At 65.5% G+C, this 18,062-nt stretch carries 15 protein-coding genes; 8 read left to right on the plus strand and 7 right to left on the minus strand.

Translation table 11 applies throughout. The features are described 5' to 3' along the window. Positions 1 to 114: 114 nt before the first annotated feature. Positions 115 to 879, minus strand: a complete 765-nt coding sequence (locus ACIPG5_RS23200) for a secretin N-terminal domain-containing protein (protein ID WP_401378422.1) — start codon at positions 877 to 879, stop codon at positions 115 to 117. A gap of 244 nt (positions 880 to 1,123) precedes the next feature. On the opposite strand from ACIPG5_RS23200, the gene mgtA reads away from it, so the two are divergent. Together mgtA and ACIPG5_RS23210 are read left to right on the plus strand one after the other, a co-directional pair. Beyond that, positions 1,124 to 3,808: a magnesium-translocating P-type ATPase gene (mgtA, locus tag ACIPG5_RS23205; RefSeq protein ID WP_401378424.1), complete on the plus strand. Its 2,685-nt coding sequence runs from the start codon at positions 1,124 to 1,126 to the stop codon at positions 3,806 to 3,808. Between the two features lie 130 nt (positions 3,809 to 3,938). Continuing rightward, complete coding sequence (locus tag ACIPG5_RS23210; RefSeq protein ID WP_401378426.1) at positions 3,939 to 5,381, plus strand: SulP family inorganic anion transporter; 1,443 nt, start codon at positions 3,939 to 3,941, stop codon at positions 5,379 to 5,381. Between the two features lie 100 nt (positions 5,382 to 5,481). Here the strand turns inward: ACIPG5_RS23210 and fusA are convergent, their stop codons facing one another. After that, complete coding sequence (fusA, locus tag ACIPG5_RS23215) at positions 5,482 to 7,593, minus strand: elongation factor G (RefSeq protein ID WP_176518005.1); 2,112 nt, start codon at positions 7,591 to 7,593, stop codon at positions 5,482 to 5,484. A gap of 73 nt (positions 7,594 to 7,666) precedes the next feature. Next, positions 7,667 to 8,092 carry a hypothetical protein gene (locus ACIPG5_RS23220; protein WP_236236942.1) on the minus strand — a complete coding sequence of 142 codons (426 nt, stop codon included), beginning with the start codon at positions 8,090 to 8,092 and terminating at the stop codon, positions 7,667 to 7,669. A 183-nt stretch (positions 8,093 to 8,275) separates the two neighbouring features. On the opposite strand from ACIPG5_RS23220, the gene ACIPG5_RS23225 reads away from it, so the two are divergent. After that, positions 8,276 to 8,578: a hypothetical protein gene (locus ACIPG5_RS23225; protein ID WP_176518003.1), complete on the plus strand. Its 303-nt coding sequence runs from the start codon at positions 8,276 to 8,278 to the stop codon at positions 8,576 to 8,578. Between the two features lie 3 nt (positions 8,579 to 8,581). Here ACIPG5_RS23225 and ACIPG5_RS23230 read toward each other — a convergent pair whose 3' ends face one another. Then, complete coding sequence (locus tag ACIPG5_RS23230; protein ID WP_401378429.1) at positions 8,582 to 9,826, minus strand: aspartate aminotransferase family protein; 1,245 nt, start codon at positions 9,824 to 9,826, stop codon at positions 8,582 to 8,584. 178 nt (positions 9,827 to 10,004) lie between these two features. Beyond that, a complete protein-coding gene (locus ACIPG5_RS23235) occupies positions 10,005 to 10,865 on the minus strand; it encodes a LysR substrate-binding domain-containing protein (protein ID WP_401378431.1) in 861 nt (286 codons plus the stop codon). 254 nt (positions 10,866 to 11,119) lie between these two features. On the opposite strand from ACIPG5_RS23235, the gene ACIPG5_RS23240 reads away from it, so the two are divergent. The 3 genes from ACIPG5_RS23240 (at position 11,120) to ACIPG5_RS23250 (ending at position 13,831) form a co-directional block, all read left to right on the plus strand. After that, complete coding sequence (locus tag ACIPG5_RS23240) at positions 11,120 to 12,502, plus strand: amino acid permease (protein WP_176518000.1); 1,383 nt, start codon at positions 11,120 to 11,122, stop codon at positions 12,500 to 12,502. 57 nt (positions 12,503 to 12,559) lie between these two features. Further along, positions 12,560 to 13,060 (plus strand): PaaI family thioesterase, encoded by a 501-nt coding sequence (locus tag ACIPG5_RS23245; RefSeq protein WP_401378433.1) that lies wholly within the window; start codon positions 12,560 to 12,562, stop codon positions 13,058 to 13,060. Positions 13,061 to 13,135: 75 nt separating this feature from the next. Continuing rightward, the gene (locus ACIPG5_RS23250) at positions 13,136 to 13,831 is read left to right on the plus strand and encodes a glutathione S-transferase N-terminal domain-containing protein (RefSeq protein ID WP_176517998.1); all 696 of its coding nucleotides are present in this window, start codon (positions 13,136 to 13,138) and stop codon (positions 13,829 to 13,831) included. Between the two features lie 119 nt (positions 13,832 to 13,950). Here the strand turns inward: ACIPG5_RS23250 and ACIPG5_RS23255 are convergent, their stop codons facing one another. Next, positions 13,951 to 15,567: an inorganic phosphate transporter gene (locus tag ACIPG5_RS23255; protein ID WP_286912357.1), complete on the minus strand. Its 1,617-nt coding sequence runs from the start codon at positions 15,565 to 15,567 to the stop codon at positions 13,951 to 13,953. A 128-nt stretch (positions 15,568 to 15,695) separates the two neighbouring features. Here ACIPG5_RS23255 and ACIPG5_RS23260 point away from each other — a divergent pair, with 128 nt between their 5' ends. Together ACIPG5_RS23260 and ACIPG5_RS23265 are read left to right on the plus strand one after the other, a co-directional pair. Continuing rightward, positions 15,696 to 16,082 carry a DUF488 domain-containing protein gene (locus ACIPG5_RS23260; RefSeq protein WP_176518229.1) on the plus strand — a complete coding sequence of 129 codons (387 nt, stop codon included), beginning with the start codon at positions 15,696 to 15,698 and terminating at the stop codon, positions 16,080 to 16,082. After that, complete coding sequence (locus tag ACIPG5_RS23265) at positions 16,072 to 16,503, plus strand: GNAT family N-acetyltransferase (protein WP_401378436.1); 432 nt, start codon at positions 16,072 to 16,074, stop codon at positions 16,501 to 16,503. Before ACIPG5_RS23260 ends, ACIPG5_RS23265 begins: the two co-directional genes overlap by 11 nt. Positions 16,504 to 16,604: 101 nt before the next feature. On the opposite strand, the gene ACIPG5_RS23270 is transcribed toward ACIPG5_RS23265, so the two are convergent. Beyond that, positions 16,605 to 18,059, minus strand: coding sequence for a right-handed parallel beta-helix repeat-containing protein (locus ACIPG5_RS23270; protein WP_401378438.1), 1,455 nt, complete (start codon positions 18,057 to 18,059; stop codon positions 16,605 to 16,607). Between the last annotated feature and the right edge of the window lie 3 nt (positions 18,060 to 18,062).

Consider the following 18,062-nt stretch of genomic DNA (forward strand, 5'->3'; position numbering starts at 1 on the left):
AAAAGTACCTGTCAAATGTTTTGTAGTGCTTTTTTTCACTTACTACATTTTCGCTCGGATGCGACTTGCCGGTCAGTTTCAAGGCCTTGGGTCGAGGCCTTGATTTGCCTGGGATCAGTCGAGAAGGTCGACTTTGACACGCAAAGTCATGTTTTCACCGCGCTGGGTGCTGTATGTGCGGCTTGACAGGTTGCGGTCCGCTTGGGACTGCTGGTTGTAGCCTGCCAGGGTGATCCATTCGCCGAGCTTGCCAGTGAGGGTCGTGTCGGTGCTCTGCACTTTCACTACATAGGCACGTTCCTGGCTGATTCGGTCATTATTGCTGCTTATTTGCAGACGAACCGTATCGCCGCTCACACTTGGCGTGACGTAGAAACCCTGGGTCACATTGCGGTATTCGGTGTCGCTCTGGATACGCCCATAGCCGTCGGTGCTGGTGCTGGTGATCGGGATGCTCTGGCCCACCTGGATCAGCGCCGGCTGGCCTTCGCTGGCCTGCACCTGCTGCAGCCCGCCTTCGCGGTTGCTGGTGCCGTAGCGGATCACGCGGCCATTGCCACGCGCGTCCTGGAAGTTGCTGTCGTTGTTGTCGACGCTGATCAACAGGCGCTTGGGTGCGGTGTCCAGCTGCTGCAGCAGGGTGCGCAAATCGTCGATGCGCTCGGGGCTGGCGTTGACGATCAGCTTGTTCTCGAAGGCGCTGACGCTGCCGTCCTTGCCGATGAAGGACTGGGCGGCGGGCAGCAGTTCGGCGCTGCTGCGGTGCTGCAGCGGCAGCACTTCGGTGGCTGCCTGGGCCGCCAGGCTAGTGGCCAGCAGCAGGGAAGCGAAAAGGTGGCGTAGCGGCATGTCCATGGTCTCCGCGGGTGGAATCAACATGATGGCAAATTTGCCGGCTTCTTGCCGTGTCTGGATCACAACTGCGGCGCCGATGATGAAACCTTTTTCAGCTTCACCCTGTGCGCCCTTGGTCGCGCTACGCTTGGGTTTCCAACCCACGCAAGTGAACCCACCCATGCCAGACCGACGAAGTCTCACACTGCGATCCGAGGTGCCCGCGCGTACTGGCTAGCCGGTGCTGCGTCCGTGCTTCGCATTGCCTCCCACGGCAGGAGCACAGACCATGACCGTCAAAGACCGCAACACCCGTTCGGGCCCGTTGGCCCGCGAAGCCGCCGATGGCTTGGCCGCTACCCTGGAACACCTCGGCGCCAACCCGCACGGCCTGAGCGAGGCCGAAGCCGCCAGCCGGCTGCTGCGCGATGGCGCCAACGAAGTGCTGCATGGCGCCCCGCAAACGCCCTTCAGGCAATTGCTCGGGGCGCTGCACAACCCCTTCATCTATGTGCTGCTGACCCTTGCCGCGCTCAGCTTCGTCACCGACTACTGGCTGCCGATCCGCGCCGGCAACCCGAACGATGCCGACTTGACCAAGGTGCTGATCATCCTGGTCATGGTCAGCCTCAGCAGCCTGCTGCGTTTTTACCAGGAATACCGTTCGAGCCAGGCGGCCGAAGCCCTCAAGGCCATGGTGCGGACCACCGCCACGGTGTCGCGCAGCCAGGAGCAGGGGCAGGTGCCGCGCCTGCGCGAGGTGCCGATGGCCGAGCTTGTGGTCGGCGACATCGTGCAGCTGCACGCGGGCGACATGATCCCCGCCGATGTGCGCCTGATCGAATCGCGTGACCTGTTCATCAGCCAGGCCGTGCTCACCGGCGAAGCGCTGCCCGTGGAAAAGTACGACACCCTCGGGCACGTGGTGCAGAAGTCGGTCAGCGACAGCGCCGGCGGTGAAGGGCACCTGCTGGAAACCGCCAACGTTTGCTTCATGGGCACCAGCGTGGTCAGCGGGCATGCCCGTGCGGTGGTACTGGCCACGGGCCGGCGGACCTATTTCGGCACCCTGGCCAAGGCCATCGCCGGTTCGCGCAGCCAGACCGCCTTCGACCGTGGGGTGAACAGCGTCAGCCGGCTGTTGATCCGTTTCATGCTGGTGATGGTGCCGGTGGTGTTCCTGCTCAACGGCCTGGTCAAGCACGACTGGAGCGATGCCTTTCTGTTCGCCCTGGCGGTGGCGGTGGGGCTGACCCCGGAAATGCTGCCGATGATCGTCAGCGCCAACCTGGCCAAGGGCGCAGTGGCCATGGCCCGGCGGCGGGTGGTGGTGAAACGCCTGAACGCCATCCAGAACTTCGGCTCGATGGACGTGCTGTGCACCGACAAGACCGGCACCCTGACCCAGGACCGCATCACCCTCGAGCAGTGCCTGGCGCCCAGCGGCATGCCCGACCCGCAGCTGCTGGAGCTGGCCTGGCTCAACAGCCACCACCAGAGCGGGGTGAAGAACCTGATGGACCAGGCCGTGCTGCGCTGCGCTGCCGAGACGCCTGGGTTCCAGGCACCGTTCGCCTATGCCAAGGTCGATGAACTGCCCTTCGACTTCATTCGCCGGCGCCTGTCGGTGGTGGTCAAGGATGCCCTGGGCGAGCGGCTGCTGGTCAGCAAGGGCGCCGTGGAGGAAATGCTCGCCATCGCCAGCCATGTTCAGCAAGGCGCTGTGCAGGCCGTGCTCGACGGCCCGCGCCGGGCGCAGCTGCAGGCCTTGGCCGAGGCCCTGAACGAGCAGGGCCTGCGCGTGCTGTTGCTCGGCACCCGTGCCCTGGGCGCCGATCACGGCAAGCTGCAGTACGCCGCCGAGGATGAGCGCGACCTGGTGATTCGCGGCTTCCTGACCTTCCTCGACCCGCCCAAGGACAGCGCCGGCCCGTCCATTGCTGCGCTGGCCGAGCAAGGGGTGACCGTCAAGGTGCTGACCGGCGACAGCGCCCAGGTGTGCTGCAAGGTCTGCCGTGAAGTGGGCCTGGCGCCCGGCGAACCGCTGCTGGGCCAGGACATCGACAGCATGGATGACCCGCAGCTGGCAGAGCAGGTCGAGCGGCGCACGGTGTTCGCCCGGCTCACCCCGCTGCAGAAGTCGCGTGTGCTCAAGGCCCTGCAGGGCAATGGCCATACCGTCGGCTTTCTTGGCGACGGTATCAACGATGCCCCGGCCCTGCGCGATGCCGACGTCGGTATTTCGGTCGACAGCGCCACCGACATCGCCAAGGAGTCGGCCGACATCATCCTGCTGGACAAGAGCCTGCTGGTGCTGGGCGACGGCGTGCGGGTAGGGCGTGAAACCTTTGGCAATATCATGAAGTACCTGTGCATGACGGCCAGCTCCAACTTCGGCAACGTGTTCTCGGTCCTGGTGGCCAGCGCCTTCCTGCCGTTCCTGCCGATGCTGGCGATCCAGCTGCTGCTGCAGAACCTGCTGTATGACGCCTCGCAGCTGGCGCTGCCGTGGGACCGCATGGACCAGGACTTCCTGCGCAAGCCACGGCAATGGGATGCACGCAACATCGGCCGCTTCATGCGTTGGGTCGGGCCGACCTCGTCGGTGTTCGATATCACCACGTTCGCCGTGATGTGGTGCGTGTTCGCCGCCAATAGCGTGCAGATGCAGGCGCTGTTCCAGTCTGGCTGGTTCGTCGAGGGGCTGCTGTCGCAGACCTTGGTGGTGCACATGCTGCGCACCCGCAAGGTGCCGTTCGTGCAGAGCACCGCGGCGCTGCCGGTGATCCTGGCCACGGGCCTGGTGATGTGCCTGGGCATCTACATCCCGTTCTCGCCCCTGGGGGCGATGATCGGCCTGGTGCCGCTGCCGCTGGCCTATTTCCCTTGGCTGGCAGCCACCCTGCTGGGCTACTGCGTGCTGGCACAGACCATCAAGGCCCTGTACATCCGCCGTTTTGGCCAGTGGTTCTGAGGTAGAAGGCGAGGTGGCTGCTGCCGGACAAATTCCGTAACATCGGCCGCCTCGTTTCTTGCTCGCCCTCGGCCCTGGTATCTACCGCGAAGATGCCTGGCTCGAGGGTGGGCGCCATCACAGGATTCCCATGAAACCCGCTCGACTTCGTGCCGACGTGCTCGCCGGCCTGACCACGTCTTTTGCCCTGGTGCCCGAGTGCATCGCCTTCGCCCTGGTCGCCCACCTCAACCCGCTGATGGGCCTGTATGGCGCCTTCATCATCTGCACCCTGACGGCACTGTTCGGCGGCCGGCCGGGGATGATTTCCGGCGCCGCGGGCTCGATGGCGGTGGTCATCGTCGCCCTGGTGGTGCAGCACGGCGCGCAGTACCTGCTGGCCACGGTGCTGCTGGGCGGGGTGGTGATGATCCTGTTCGGGCTGCTGCGCCTGGGCAAGCTGGTGCGCCTGGTGCCGTACCCGGTGATGCTCGGCTTCGTCAACGGCCTGGCGATCGTCATCGCCCTGGCCCAGCTGGAGCACTTCAAGCAGGGCGAGCAGTGGCTCAGCGGTGCGCCGCTGTACCTGATGATCGGCCTGGTGGCGCTGACCATGCTGGTGGTCTACCTGCTGCCCAAGCTCACCCGTGCGGTGCCGCCGGCGCTGGTGGCGATCCTTGGGGTCGGCTTGCTGGTGTACCTGCTCGGCTTGCCCACGCGCACCCTCGGGGACATGGCGCACATCGCCGGTGGCCTGCCGGCGCTGGCCCTGCCGCAGGTGCCCTGGAACCTGCAAACCCTGAAGATCATCGCGCCCTACGCGGTGCTGATGGCCATGGTCGGGCTGCTGGAAACCCTGCTGACCCTCAACCTCACCGACGAAATCACCGAGAGCCGCGGCTACCCGGACCGCGAGTGCGTGGCCTTGGGCACGGCCAACATGGTCTCGGGCCTGTGCGGCGGCATGGGCGGCTGCGCGATGATCGGGCAGACCGTGATCAACCTCAGCTCCAACGGCCGTGGCCGGCTGTCAGGCGTGGTCGCCGGGGTGATGATCCTGCTGTTCGTGCTGTTCCTGTCGCCGTTGATCGAGCGTATTCCGCTGGCGGCGCTGGTGGGGGTGATGTTCGTGGTGGCCCAGCAGACGTTCGCCTGGGCGTCCTTGCGGGTGCTGCACAAGGTGCCGGTGAGCGATGTGCTGGCGATCATTGCGGTGACCGTGGTCACGGTGTTCACCGACCTGGCCACGGCGGTGCTGTTCGGCATCGTCATCGCCGCGATCAACTTCGCCTGGCAGCATGCGCGGGAGCTGTATGCCGAAAGCCATGAAGATGCCGAGGGCAGCAAGTACTACCAGGTGCACGGCACGCTGTTCTTCGCCTCGACCACGGCGTTTCTCAACCAGTTCGATGCCGCGAGCGACCCGGCCAAGGTGACCCTGGACTGCAAGCACCTGAGCTTTGTCGACTATTCGGCGATCGCTGCCTTGAAGACCTTGCGCGAGCGCTATGCCAAGGCGGGCAAGCACCTGCGCGTGGTGCACTTGTCGGAGCGTTGCAAGAAGCTGCTGAAGCGGGCTGGCGAACAGCACTGAGCCCCATCGCCGGCAAGCCGGCTCCCACACCGATCAGTGCAACGCTGCAGATCGCTGTGGGAGCCGGCTTGCCGGCGATCGAAGGCGAAGCCTTCGCTGATCACTTGCCGCTGGTTTTTTTCACGATCAATTCGACGATACTCGCCGGCGCCTCGGCATAGCGGGTGAACTCCATGGTGTAGCTGGCCCGCCCCTGGGTCATCGAGCGCATCGAGGTGGCATAGCCGAACATCTCCCCCAGCGGCACCTCGGCGCGGATCACCTTGCCGGCCGGGGTCTCGTCGCCATCCTGGATCATCCCGCGGCGCCGGCTCAGGTCGCCCATGATGTCGCCCTGGTACTCCTCGGGCGTCACCACCTCGACCTTCATCACCGGCTCCAGCAGCACCGCGCCGCCTTTTTGCGACAGCTGCTTGGTGGCCATGGAGGCGGCGATCTTGTAGGCCATCTCGTTGGAGTCGACGTCGTGGTACGAGCCGTCGAACACTGCCGCCTTGAGGTTGATCAGCGGGTAGCCGGCGAGCACGCCGTTCTTCATCTGCTCCTCGATGCCTTTCTGGATGGCCGGGATGTACTCGCGCGGCACCACGCCGCCGACGATCTCGTTGGTGAACTCCAGGCCTTCCTTGCCCTCATCGCCCGGTGCGAAGCGGATCCAGCAGTGGCCGTACTGGCCGCGCCCGCCCGACTGGCGAACGAAGCGGCCCTCGATCTCGCAGGTGTTGCGGATTTTCTCGCGGTAGGCCACCTGGGGTTTGCCGATGTTGGCCTCGACGTTGAACTCGCGGCGCATGCGGTCGACGATGATGTCCAGGTGCAGCTCGCCCATGCCCGAGATGATGGTCTGGGCGGTTTCCTCGTCGGTGCGCACGCGGAACGAGGGGTCTTCCTGAGCCAGCTTGCCCAGGGCAATGCCCATCTTCTCCTGGTCGGCCTTGGTCTTGGGCTCCACGGCCACGGAAATCACCGGGTCGGGGAAGTCCATGCGCTCGAGGATGATCGGCTTGTCGATGTCGCACAGGGTGTCGCCGGTGGTCACGTCCTTCATGCCGATCAGCGCGGCGATGTCGCCGGCGCACACGTCCTTGATTTCGGCGCGCTGGTTGGCGTGCATCTGCACCATGCGGCCGATGCGTTCCTTCTTGCCCTTGACCGAGTTGAGCACGGCATTGCCGGAGCTGAGCACCCCGGAATAGACCCGGGCGAAGGTGAGGGTGCCGACGAACGGGTCGGTGGCGATCTTGAAGGCCAGGGCCGAGAACGGCTCCTTGTCGTCGGCGTGGCGTTCCAGGTGTTTGTCTTCGTCGTCGGGGTCGGTGCCCCTGATCGCCGGGATTTCCGAAGGCGCGGGCAGGTAGTCGATGACGGCATCGAGCATCAGCGGCACGCCCTTGTTCTTGAACGAGGAGCCGAGGATGGTCGGCACGATCTCGTTGGCGATGGTGCGCTGGCGCAGCGCGGCCTTGATCTCGTCGATGGTCAGTTCCTCGCCGTCGAGAAACTTCGCGGTCAGCTCGTCGCTGGCGTCGGCCGCGGCTTCGAGCATGTGCTCGCGCCATTCGTCGGCCAGTGCCTGCAGCTCGGCGGGGATTTCTTCTTCGCGGTAGCTGGTGCCCTGGTCGGCCTCGTTCCAGTAGATGGCCTTCATCTTCACCAGGTCGATCTGGCCGATGAAGTTTTCCTCGCTGCCGATGGCCAGCTGGATCGGCACCGGGTGGTGCCCCAGGCGCTTGTCGATCTGCTTGACCACGCGCAGGAAGTCGGCGCCCTGGCGGTCCATCTTGTTGATGTAGGCCAGGCGCGGCACGTGGTACTTGTTGGCCTGGCGCCACACGGTCTCGGACTGCGGCTCGACCCCGTCGGCGCCGCTGAACACCACCACCGCGCCGTCGAGCACGCGCAGCGAGCGCTCCACCTCGATGGTGAAGTCGACGTGGCCGGGGGTGTCGATGATGTTGAAGCGGTACTTGTCGGCGAACTGCTTGGTCGAGCCTTGCCAGAAGGCCGTGGTCGCCGCCGAGGTGATGGTGATGCCGCGTTCCTGCTCCTGGGCCATCCAGTCCATGGTCGCGGCGCCATCATGCACCTCGCCCATCTTGTGGTTGACCCCGGTGTAGAAGAGGATGCGCTCGGTGGTGGTGGTCTTGCCGGCGTCCACGTGGGCGACGATGCCGATATTGCGGTACAGCTCGATGGGCGTTGTACGGGCCATGACGGACTACCTGCGGCGATGCGGATTCTCCCAAGGTAGCAGAGCGGGAGAATCCTGCTTTACCGCCGGGCCGTCAGTCGGCCTGGGCTTGCAGCAGCCAAACGCCTTCGACTTCACGGGCCAGGCCGCTGGCGGCCAGCAGGGCCAGCAGGCGCTCGTGCAGGGCGGCCTCGGTGAAGGTCTTGAGGGTGGCCAGATCGAGGGTGCCGGCCAGGGTCAGTTCGGCCTTGGTGTACGACAGCCAGGCCTTTTTCAGCGCCTGGGCCACATCGCTGCCGGCGGTGCTGGCGAAACGGCGGTGCCAGCTGCGGCCTTCGAAGGTGAAGCTGTGGGCGTGGCTGTAGGTGCTCGGGTCAGCGCCTTCGCTGCAGCGGTGGCAGCGGCACGGGCCTTCGCCGAAGGCTGCGCGCAGGTAGCTGTTGAAGTCCACGACGGGCTTGAGGGTCAGGCGTTTGTCGACCTCGAACAGGTCGGCGATCAGGGGTTCTTCGGCGCTCACTCGGTGTCCTCGTGTGGTGTGGCGTGCATCGGCGGGCACCCTAACAGATCAGGGCGGGGGAGGCCATGCGGTTATGCCGTGTGGGAGCCGGCTTGCCGGCGATGAGGCCAGTAGAGACAACAGGGCACGGCTGCCGTACTCTACGCGCCCGCAAGCCTACATCTGACTCCGAGGTAACCCCGCTTGAGCAACAAGTACCCGTACACCGCCATCGTGACCATCAGCGCCGAAGACCGTGGTGGCGATACCGAGGCCTCCGAGAACCCCAGCATGCGCGTCGGCCTCGAAGCGGTGACCGAAACCCTGAAGAAGGTGCATTTCGTCGGTACGCTCGCGGCCCCCGAAAAACCCGCCACGCACATCTGCGTGACCCTGGACAACGGCCTGACCTACTACGGCCCGATCGTCAACGGCCACGCCGAACTCGAAGGCGGCTGGATCGCCTTCGAATCCGACATGCTCACCCCCGACGAGCTGGGCCTGTAAGCCTCAGCTCAGCTGCGCCAGGCATTGCTCGAGGATATCCAGGCCTTCCTCGAGCACCTCGGCCTCGATGGTCAAGGGTGCCAGCAGGCGGATGATGTGCCGCGCCTTGCCGCTGGGCATCAGCAGCAGCCCCTTGGCCCGCGCCGCTTCCATCACCTTGGCCAGCAGCGCCGGTGCCGGGTTGCCGTCGGCATTGACGAACTCGATACCGCGCATGGCGCCGACCCCGGTCAGGCGGCCGATGAATGCAAAGCGGCCTTGCCAGCGCGCCACCCGGCTGACGATCGCCTGCTCCTGGCGCTCGCGCCAGGTGGCGAGGTTTTCGTCACTCATCTGCGCCAGGCTCGCCAGCGCCGCGGCACAGGCGATCGGGTTGCCCGAGTAGGTGCCGCCCAGGCCGCCCTTGGGCAATGCCGACATCAGCGCCTGGCGCCCGACCACCGCCCCCAGTGGCATGCCGCCGGCGATGCTCTTGGCCAGCAGCAGCAGGTCGGGCTCGATCCCCAGGCGCGGGAAGGCGAAGCGCTGGCCGGTACGGCCGAAGCCAGACTGGATTTCGTCGATGATGATCAGGATCCCGTGCTCGTCGCAGAACCTGCGCAGGGCCTGGGCGAACGCCGGGTCCAGGGCCAGGAAGCCGCCTTCGCCCTGCACCGGTTCGAAGATGAACGCGGCCACGTCCTCCACCGCCAGTTCCACGCTGAACAGCCGCTCCATGGCCTTGAGCGCCTGCTCGCAGGTTACCCCGGTGTCGGCGCTGGGGTAGGGCAGGTGGTAGACCGGCCCTGGCAGTTCGCCAACCCGCTGCTTGTACGGGGCGACCTTGCCGTTGAGGTTGAGGGTGGCCAGGGTGCGCCCATGGAACCCGCCGTCGAAGGCGATGATGGCGCGCTTGCCGGTGGCGCCGCGGGCGACTTTCAGGGCGTTTTCCGCCGCTTCCGCGCCGCTGTTGGTGAGCATGCCGGCCAGTGGGTAGCTGACCGGGACAAAGGCGCTCAGCTGCTCCATCAGTGCCAGGTACGGCCCGTGGGGCGCGGCATTGAAGGCGTAGTGGGTCAGGCGCGTGGCCTGGGCCTGGATCGCCTCGACCACGGCCGGGTTGCAATGGCCCAGGTTGAGTACGCCGATACCGCCGACGAAGTCGATGTAACGTTTGCCGTCGGTATCCCAGACTTCGGCATTGCGGCCATGGGAAAGTGTGATCGGGTGAACGATGGCAATGGATTGGCTGATACTTTCCTGGTTCATGGGGCACGCGGACCTTGTTCGAGTTTCTTACTATCCAAGCGTGCCGGGGTATTATTCCGCAAACGAATTATTTGATTGCGATCATTCCCTGGATTCGTGATCTTTCTGTGCCGGCCTCTTCGCGGGGCAAGCCCGCTCCCACAAAGTACTCGACAACTTCGAGCCCGTGCAGGTGCGCTCAATCCCCCTCAGCCACCCGCTCGCGAATCCACTGCACGAATGCCCTGACCTTGGGCACCTCGGCGGCATGCTCGGCATGGGCGATGAAGTGCCGGCCGTTGCTCGCCACCGGGTGGTCCCAGGCCACCACCAGCTTGCCCTCGCTCAGCTCCTCGGCCACCAGGTAGCGCGGAATCAGGGCGATGCCGCAACCGGCGATGGCCGCGCGGATGCACAGGTAGAACGTGTCGAAGCGCGGCCCGTGGTAGCTGTTCTGGCTGTGCAGGCCAAGGCCCAGGAACCACTCGTGCCAGGCTTCCGGGCGCGAGGCGCACTGCAGCAGGCGGTGCTCGGTAAGCGCCTGGGCGCACACCGGCACCACCTCTTCGCTGAACAGCTCGATGCAGGTCGCCCCCGGCCAGGTGCCCTGGCCGAAGAAGAAGGCGATGTCGGCCTTGGCCTGCACCAGGTCGAACGGCTCCAGCTCATTGCGGATGTCCAGGTGGATGCGCGGGTAGCGGTCGCCGAAACCCTTGAGCCTGGGCACCAGCCAGCGCGCGCCGAAGGTCGGCTGGGTGGCGATGCGCAGCACCTCGGTTTCGTCGCCGTAGCTGAGGATGTAGCGGCTGGAGATGTCGATCTGGTTGAGGATCTTGTTCACCTCGGCCAGGTACAGGGCGCCGGCCGGGGTCAGGTGCAGGCGCCTGCGAATGCGCTGGAACAACGAGTGCGCGAGCATCTCCTCCAGCTGCGCCACCTGCTTGCTCACGGCGCTCTGGGTCAGGTGCAGCTCTTCGGCGGCGCGGGTGAAGCTCAGGTGGCGGGCGGCAGCTTCGAAGCACTGCAAAGCGGTGGTGGAGGGCATCAGGCGTTTGGACATGGCAAGGATTTACCGAGCAAAAAAGGAAGAAGTTCATTCCCAAATGGAATCATGTGCTTCGAAAAGGTCGTTTGTTGACCCGCGCCTATAGATTAATACTGACCTCGATCAACGATTACAACCGGTGATGCAAAGAGGAGGTCAGTGCGCGACCGGCAACTTCAGAACAAGAAAAAAGAGCAACACACCTACAAGAATTCTGCTCCAACTTTTTCAGCCGTCCGTGTGGCGGCCGACCCATTCGAGGGTTCTCCATGGCTTCGCTAGACAACAACAAACAGCGTTCCTTGCAGCACGGCCTGACATCGCGTCAGGTGTCCATGATCTCCATCGCCGGCATCATCGGCGCCGGCCTGTTCATCGGCTCGTCCAACGCCATCGCCACCGCCGGCCCGGCTATCCTCATTTCCTACGCCATGACCGGCCTGCTGGTGCTGCTGGTGATGCGCATGCTCGGCGAAATGGCCATCGCCAACCCCAACAGCGGCTCGTTCTCCACCTACGCCTCCGAGGCCATCGGCCCCTGGGCCGGCTTCACCATCGGCTGGCTGTACTGGTGGTTCTGGGTGCTGATCATCCCGGTCGAGGCCATCGCCGGCGCAGACATCCTGCACGCCTACTTCCCCGGGGTGCCGTCATGGCTGTTCGCCTTCCTGATCATGTTCCTGCTGTCGGGCACCAACCTGGTCAGCGTGAAGAACTTCGGGGCGTTCGAGTACTGGTTCGCCCTGGTCAAGGTGATTGCCATCGTCGCCTTCATCGCAGTCTGCAGCCTGGCCGTATTCGGCTTCTGGCCGCTGGCCGAAGTGTCCGGCGTGAGCCGCCTGTGGGATAACGGCGGGTTCATGCCCAACGGTTTCGGCACGGTGTTGGGCGGGGTGCTGATCACCATCTTCTCGTTCTTCGGCGCCGAGATCGTGACCATCGCCGCCGATGAAACCGCCAACCCGAAAGACAAGATCCGCCGCGCCACCAACCTGGTGGTGTACCGCATCGCGATCTTCTACCTGGCGTCGATCTTCCTGGTGGTGTCGCTGGTGGCGTGGAACGACCCAGGCCTGAAGGCAGTAGGCTCGTTCCAGCGGGTGCTGGAAGTGCTCAACGTGCCGGGCGCCAAGCTGCTGGTCGACCTGGTGGTGCTGGTGGCGGTCACCAGCTGCATGAACTCCGGCCTCTACACCGCCTCGCGGATGCTCTACTCGCTGGGCGCACGCGGCCAGGCGCTGAGCATGACCAAGCGTATTTCCGGCGCGGGCGTGCCGACCGTGGCGGTGCTTCTCTCCACCCTGGCAGGCTTTGCCGGCTGCTTCGTCAACTATGTGTTCCCCGGCAAGGTGTTCGGCTTTTTGCTCTCCACCACCGGCGCCATCGCCTTGCTGGTGTACCTGGTGATCGCCGTGTCGCAGCTGCGCATGCGTGCCCGTGCCGACCGCGAAGGGCGGCCGCTGGAGCTGAAGATGTGGCTGTTCCCGTGGCTCACCTGGCTGGTGATCGGCACCATCTTGCTGGTGCTCGGCTACATGCTGTTCAACGAGGCCTACCGTTACGAAACGCTGATGACCGCTGGGGTAACCCTGTTCATCCTGCTGGTGTCGCTGACCCAGAAGGGCGGCAAGGTGGTTGCGCAGACGGCTTGAGCTTTCTGATTTAATGGGGGCGTTGCGCGCCCCCATTCCAACAAGCACAGGAAGCGTATGAACGAGCACACCCTTTCCGTCCAGGCCCTGGCCGCGCCCGAAGGCACCTGCTATGGCTGCGGCTGCTCCCACCCCAGCGGCCTGCACCTGCAAAGCCACTGGGACAGCGATGGTATCCACCTGTTGTGCCGGCACAACCCCGACAGCAGCTTCATCGGCTGGCCCGGCCTGGTCTACGGCGGGCTCCTGGCGATGCTGGTCGACTGCCACTCCAACTGGACGGCCATGGCCTATCACTACCGCGCCGAGGGCCGCGAGCCCGGCAGCCTGCCGCGTATCGACTGCGTCACCGGCAGCCTGGGCGTGAACTACCTCAAGCCCACGCCGATGGGAGTCGAGCTGCTGCTCAAGGCGCGCGTCGAAGGTGAAGTGGGGCGCAAGACCCGCGTGCTGTGCGAGGTCTGGGCCGGCGATGTGCTCACCGTCAGCGCTGACTCGGTGTTCGTGCGCGTCGACACCGAAAAGCTCAAGCTCAAGGCGCACGGCCAGGCGAGCTGAGCACCGGCCGGTGATGGTCAGCCGCGCGCGATGCCACTAGAGTGACAAGTTCCACTTCCCTGGCACAGGTTGACCATGACCGATCTCAGCGCATTCCCCATCACCCGCAAATGGCCCGCGCAGCACCCCGAGCGCCTGCAGTTGTATTCGTTGCCCACGCCCAATGGGGTGAAGGTGTCGATCATGCTGGAGGAGATCGGCCTGCCTTACGAGGCGCACAAGGTCAGCTTCGACAGCGACGAGCAGATGAGCCCGGAGTTCATCTCCCTCAGTGCCAACAACAAAATCCCGGCGATCCTCGACCCCAACGGGCCGGGCGGCCAGCCGCTGCCGCTGTTCGAGTCGGGCGCGATCCTGCAGTACTTGGCGGAAAAGAGCGGGCAACTGCTCAGCCAGGACCCGGCCACCCGCTACCAGACGATCCAGTGGCTGATGTTCCAGATGGGCGGCATCGGGCCGATGTTCGGCCAGGTCGGCTTCTTCCATTTCTTTGCCGGCAAGGACTTCGAAGACAAGCGCCCGCGTGATCGCTACGTCAACGAATCGAAGCGCTTGCTGGGCGTGCTGGACCGGCACCTGAAGGGCCGCGAATGGATGGTCGAGCACTACAGCATTGCCGACATCGCCATCTTCCCCTGGGTGCGCAACCTGGTGGAGCGCTACAACGCGCGGGAGCTGGTGGGGTTCGATGAGTTCAAGGAAGTGCAGCGGGTGCTGGCCAGGTTCCTCGAGCGGCCGGCGGTGCAGCGTGGGCTGAAGATTCCGGGTTGATGTGGGCAGGTCTGGCCCTATCGCCGGCAAGCCGGCTCCCACAGGTACTCCACAGCACTCAGGCCCAGTGGTGTACCTGTGGGAGCCGGCTTGCCGGCGATAGGGCCAGACCGGTCAGCTCAAAAAATCTGGTTGAGCAGCCAGTACAGGCTCCCCGCCAGCAGCATCGCCGCCGGCAAGGTCAGCACCCAGGCCATCAGCAAATTGATCAGCGTGCGTTTCTGAATCCCTGAGCCATTGGCGACCATGGTCCCGGCCACGCCAGAGCTCAGCACATGGGTGGTCGAAACCGGCAGGCCGAACATGTCCGCAGCACCGATGGTGCACATCGCCACCACCTCGGCCGAAGCGCCCTGGGCATAGCTCAGGTGGGTCTTGCCGATCTTCTCGCCCACCGTCACCACGATGCGCCGCCAGCCGACCATGGTCCCAAGCCCCAGGGCGATGGCCACGGCCACCTTGACCCACAGCGGGATGTAGCGGGTGGCGTCGTCGAGCTGGGTCTTGAACAATTGCACGTGGCTGCGGGTGTCGGCGTCGAAGCTGACCAGCTGGTTTTTCTCCATCAGGCGGATCGCTTCGCTGGTCAGGTACATGTCATTGCGCACGTTGGCCATGGCCTCGGCCGGCACCCGCTTGAGCGAACCGTAGCCTTTGACTTCCTCGCCGATCATGCCGGTGAGGCTGGCCAGGGCAGGCACCAGTTGCGGGTTGGCCTTGGGCTCTGAGATGAACGCGGTCAGCACCTGGCGCGGGTCGCCGGGCAACGGCCGGGGGTCGCTGCGCACCAGGGCCTGGCGGGTCACTTCGGCAACGGCGGAGAACTGCAGCGCCTGCTCGCTGGGCATGGTCTTGTTCAGCGCGTAGGCCATCGGCAAGGTACCGACCAGGATCAGCATGATCAGGCCCATGCCTTTTTGCCCGTCGTTGGAGCCGTGGGCGAAGGAAACCCCGGTACAGGTGAGGATCAGCACCCCACGGATCCACCAAGGTGGCGGCGTGCGGCCTTCCGGTGCCTGGTACAGCTCCTTGCGCTTGACCAGCGCGCGCAGGGCGAGCAGCAGCAGGGCGGCGCAGGCGAAGCCGATCAATGGCGAAAACAGCAGGGCGTAGCCGACCTTGCTGGCCTGGCCCCAGTCCACCCCGCTGGTGCCGTCGCGCCCGTGCATCAGGGCGTTGGCCACGCCCACGCCGATGATCGAGCCGATCAGGGTGTGCGAGGACGAGGCCGGCAGGCCCAGCCACCAGGTGCCGAGGTTCCAGATGATCGCGGCCAGCAGCAGGGCGAAGACCATGGCGAACCCCGCGGTGGAGCCCACCTGCAGTATCAGCTCCACCGGCAGCAGGGCAATGATGCCGAAGGCCACCGCGCCGCTGGAAAGCAGCACGCCGAGAAAATTGCACAGCCCCGACCAGACCACCGCCACCGGCGCCGGCAGCGAGTGGGTATAGATCACCGTGGCCACGGCATTGGCGGTATCGTGGAAGCCATTGACGAACTCGAAGCCCAGGGCGATCAACAGCGCCAGGCCGAGCAGCAGAAACGGCGTGACCGTGGTGATCACCGTGCCGCTGGCGCTGACGTCCTGCTTGAGACTCCAGGCGGTGTAGGCGATGCCGGCCATGAGCAGGCCGAAGAACAGAAAGAGTGTGGCGCGCCCGGGTTTGTGCGACAGCTGCGGGCGTGAATCGCGGTGGGCCAGTTGCGGCTGGCTGGCCAGTGACGGGGTTGCCATGGTGGCTCCGAGTGGCTTCAGGCGAAGGTGCCGAAGGCTGTCAGCATAGAAACAATTCGTTACCGGGACGTGACCTCGGTCAATGAATTACCTAGGCTCAAGACGAGTGGTAAAGGCTGGAGAACCCCATGATTCGCTGCAAGCGCGTCTATGACGCGGCTGACCCCGGCGATGGCCAGCGGGTGCTGGTCGACCGCCTGTGGCCGCGCAACAAACGCAAGGATGAGTTGCACGGCCAGTGGCTGCGCGAGGTGGCGCCGTCGGCTCGATTGCGCAAGGCGTTTCACCAGGGCGAGCTCGATTTCAATGCGTTCGCCCAGCGCTATCGGCAGGAGCTGGCAGCCCATCCCGAGCACTGGTATCCGCTGCTGGACTGGCTGGCCAAGGGTGACCTGACCCTGCTGTATGCCGGCAAGGACACCGAGCACAACAACGCCCAGGTGCTGGCCGCCTGGCTCGAAGAGGAATGGGAACGGCGCGCGCCGGGCAGTTCGCCGGTGTGCTATGCCCCTTGAACTCAAGCGCGCCAGCGACCAGGACTGCACCTTCGCCCGCGACCTCACGCGCCGGGCGATGCTGCCTTATTACCGCCAGTTCGATCTGCTGTGGGTCGAAGAGGCCTTCGACCAGGCCTGGGGCTGGCGCGAGCAGTGGCTGATCGTCGAGGGAGGCAACGTGCTGGGTTTCTGCAGCCTCAGCCAGGACCGCCAGGCGCTGTTCATTCGCGAGCTGCATTTGCGGCCAGAGCAGCGAGGGCGCGGGGTGGGCGGCTGGGTGCTGGAGCAGTTGGCCGCTTGGGCCGGGCAGCGGCGCTTGCCGTTGCTGAGGTTGATGGTGTTCAAGAGCAACCCGGCGCGGCGGCTGTACCTGCGCCATGGGTTTGTCGAGATGGGCGAGGATGAGTGTTTCGTGCGTATGCAGCGGGTGGTGGGGTGAGCTGATCGGGCCCTATCGCCGGCAAGCCGGCTCCCACAGGGGCCTGCAGTGCCCATGCGATGGGTGTGGGAGCCGGCTTGCCGGCGATAGGGCCCGATCAATCACTGCTGCTGCACCCGCACCGTGCCCCCCTGGCGCACAGTGGCCTCCAGCAGTTGCCCCTGCAACGGCAGCAAATCCCCAATCAACAGGTTCTGCAGCAACGGCTTGCCCTCATAGCTGTTCGCCCCCAGCACCACATCACGCACCCCCTCCACCCGCACCAGCGCCTTGCCCACCTGGCCCAGGCGGTTGCCGCTGAGCACCAGCGGCCCCGGCAGCGGCGCGGCGTTGCGCACGCTCACGGCATATTCCGAGGTATTGCCAATCCGGTTGTCGAGCAACGCCACGGCGCCCACTTCGCTGGCATCCACCGCGCTGCCCTGGCTGCTGGCCAGCAGGTTGTCGTCGATCACCAGCGGCGCCGCCGCGGTCGGTGCCAGGTTGCGCAGTTGGATGCCATTGCCACGGCTGTCGCCGATGCGATTGCCCGCCAACAGTACCGCCCCTTGCTGCTCGCTGACCTCGATGGCCGCCTTGGCCGCGCCGAGGATCAGGTTGCCTTGCACCAGCGCCCGGGTCTGCCCGCGCAGGCGCACGCCGCTGTTGTTGTCGATGCCGCGCAGCTGGTTGCCCTCAAGCTTCAGCTGGCTGTCGCGCACATCGATGGCGTATTGCTGCGACTGCTCGAACTGGCTGGCGCCGATGGTCGCCTGGCTGTGCTGCAACTCCACCGCGCTGGACATCTGGCTGAAGTGGCTGTCGCGGATCAGCACCGTGGCCAGGCGCGTGCTCGCCGGCTGCTGGGCGCTCAGGGCGGTGGTCAGGCCGCGCGAGAGGTTGGCGTTGTAGCCCAGGCGCTTGAGGGTCGAACCGAGCACCTGGGTGTGGCTGCCGGCCCAGGCCACCACGAACGGGCGCCAGGCGCGTTCGGTGGCGCCGGGGCGCTCGCCGGCCATGCTTTCCAGGCTCGACTGGTTGAGCCCCAGCCAGCCCTGGTTGATCAGCGCGGTGCCGGAAAAACTCGACAGGTACAGGCTGGTGCCTTCGATCACCAGCCCGGCATCGGCTGCGATCAGCAGCGGGTAGCTGAGCAGGTAGCCGTCCTTGTAGCGCTTGAGGATGCGCGGGTCGCCAAGGGCATCGTGCAACTGCGCCAGGGTGATGCTGCCGCCGCGCAGCTGCACCACCTGCGGGTGATGCGCCTGGTAGCCGGCGATGGCGCGGAACAGGCCGTTGTTGACGAACGGTTCGAACGGCCAGCTGCCGGCCTGGGCCGAGAACATCGGCTGCAGGCTGACGCTGGCGCGGCCTGCCGGGCGCGGGCGTTCGGCCTGCTGGAAGGCCACGGCCTGGCGCACCTGCTGGCGCAACTGGTCGACCTTGAGCTGGCGCTGGTCCTGGGTCAGCTGGGTCACCGTCTGGTTGGCCGGCAGCGCCTGGCTGGCGGCTTGGGCCGTGCCGGCCAGGCACAAGGCGGCCAGGCAGGTGAGGGAAAAGCGGGCGAGGGCGGCCATGGG

This window comes from Pseudomonas sp. NPDC087029 (assembly GCF_044745345.1).
Taxonomy (GTDB): Bacteria; Pseudomonadota; Gammaproteobacteria; order Pseudomonadales; family Pseudomonadaceae; genus Aquipseudomonas; species Aquipseudomonas faucium.

Bases quoted from the DNA above. Each gene is read 5' to 3' on its own strand.
- ACIPG5_RS23200 (WP_401378422.1), bottom strand. From the start codon at position 879: ATGTTGATTCCACCCGCGGAGACCATGGACATGCCGCTACGCCACCTT.
- mgtA (WP_401378424.1), top strand. From the start codon at position 1,124: ATGACCGTCAAAGACCGCAACACCCGTTCGGGCCCGTTGGCCCGCGAA.
- ACIPG5_RS23210 (WP_401378426.1), top strand. From the start codon at position 3,939: ATGAAACCCGCTCGACTTCGTGCCGACGTGCTCGCCGGCCTGACCACG.
- fusA (WP_176518005.1), bottom strand. From the start codon at position 7,593: ATGGCCCGTACAACGCCCATCGAGCTGTACCGCAATATCGGCATCGTC.
- ACIPG5_RS23230 (WP_401378429.1), bottom strand. From the start codon at position 9,826: ATGAACCAGGAAAGTATCAGCCAATCCATTGCCATCGTTCACCCGATC.
- ACIPG5_RS23235 (WP_401378431.1), bottom strand. From the start codon at position 10,865: ATGTCCAAACGCCTGATGCCCTCCACCACCGCTTTGCAGTGCTTCGAA.
- ACIPG5_RS23240 (WP_176518000.1), top strand. From the start codon at position 11,120: ATGGCTTCGCTAGACAACAACAAACAGCGTTCCTTGCAGCACGGCCTG.
- ACIPG5_RS23245 (WP_401378433.1), top strand. From the start codon at position 12,560: ATGAACGAGCACACCCTTTCCGTCCAGGCCCTGGCCGCGCCCGAAGGC.
- ACIPG5_RS23250 (WP_176517998.1), top strand. From the start codon at position 13,136: ATGACCGATCTCAGCGCATTCCCCATCACCCGCAAATGGCCCGCGCAG.
- ACIPG5_RS23255 (WP_286912357.1), bottom strand. From the start codon at position 15,567: ATGGCAACCCCGTCACTGGCCAGCCAGCCGCAACTGGCCCACCGCGAT.
- ACIPG5_RS23260 (WP_176518229.1), top strand. From the start codon at position 15,696: ATGATTCGCTGCAAGCGCGTCTATGACGCGGCTGACCCCGGCGATGGC.
- ACIPG5_RS23265 (WP_401378436.1), top strand. From the start codon at position 16,072: ATGCCCCTTGAACTCAAGCGCGCCAGCGACCAGGACTGCACCTTCGCC.
- ACIPG5_RS23270 (WP_401378438.1), bottom strand. From the start codon at position 18,059: ATGGCCGCCCTCGCCCGCTTTTCCCTCACCTGCCTGGCCGCCTTGTGC.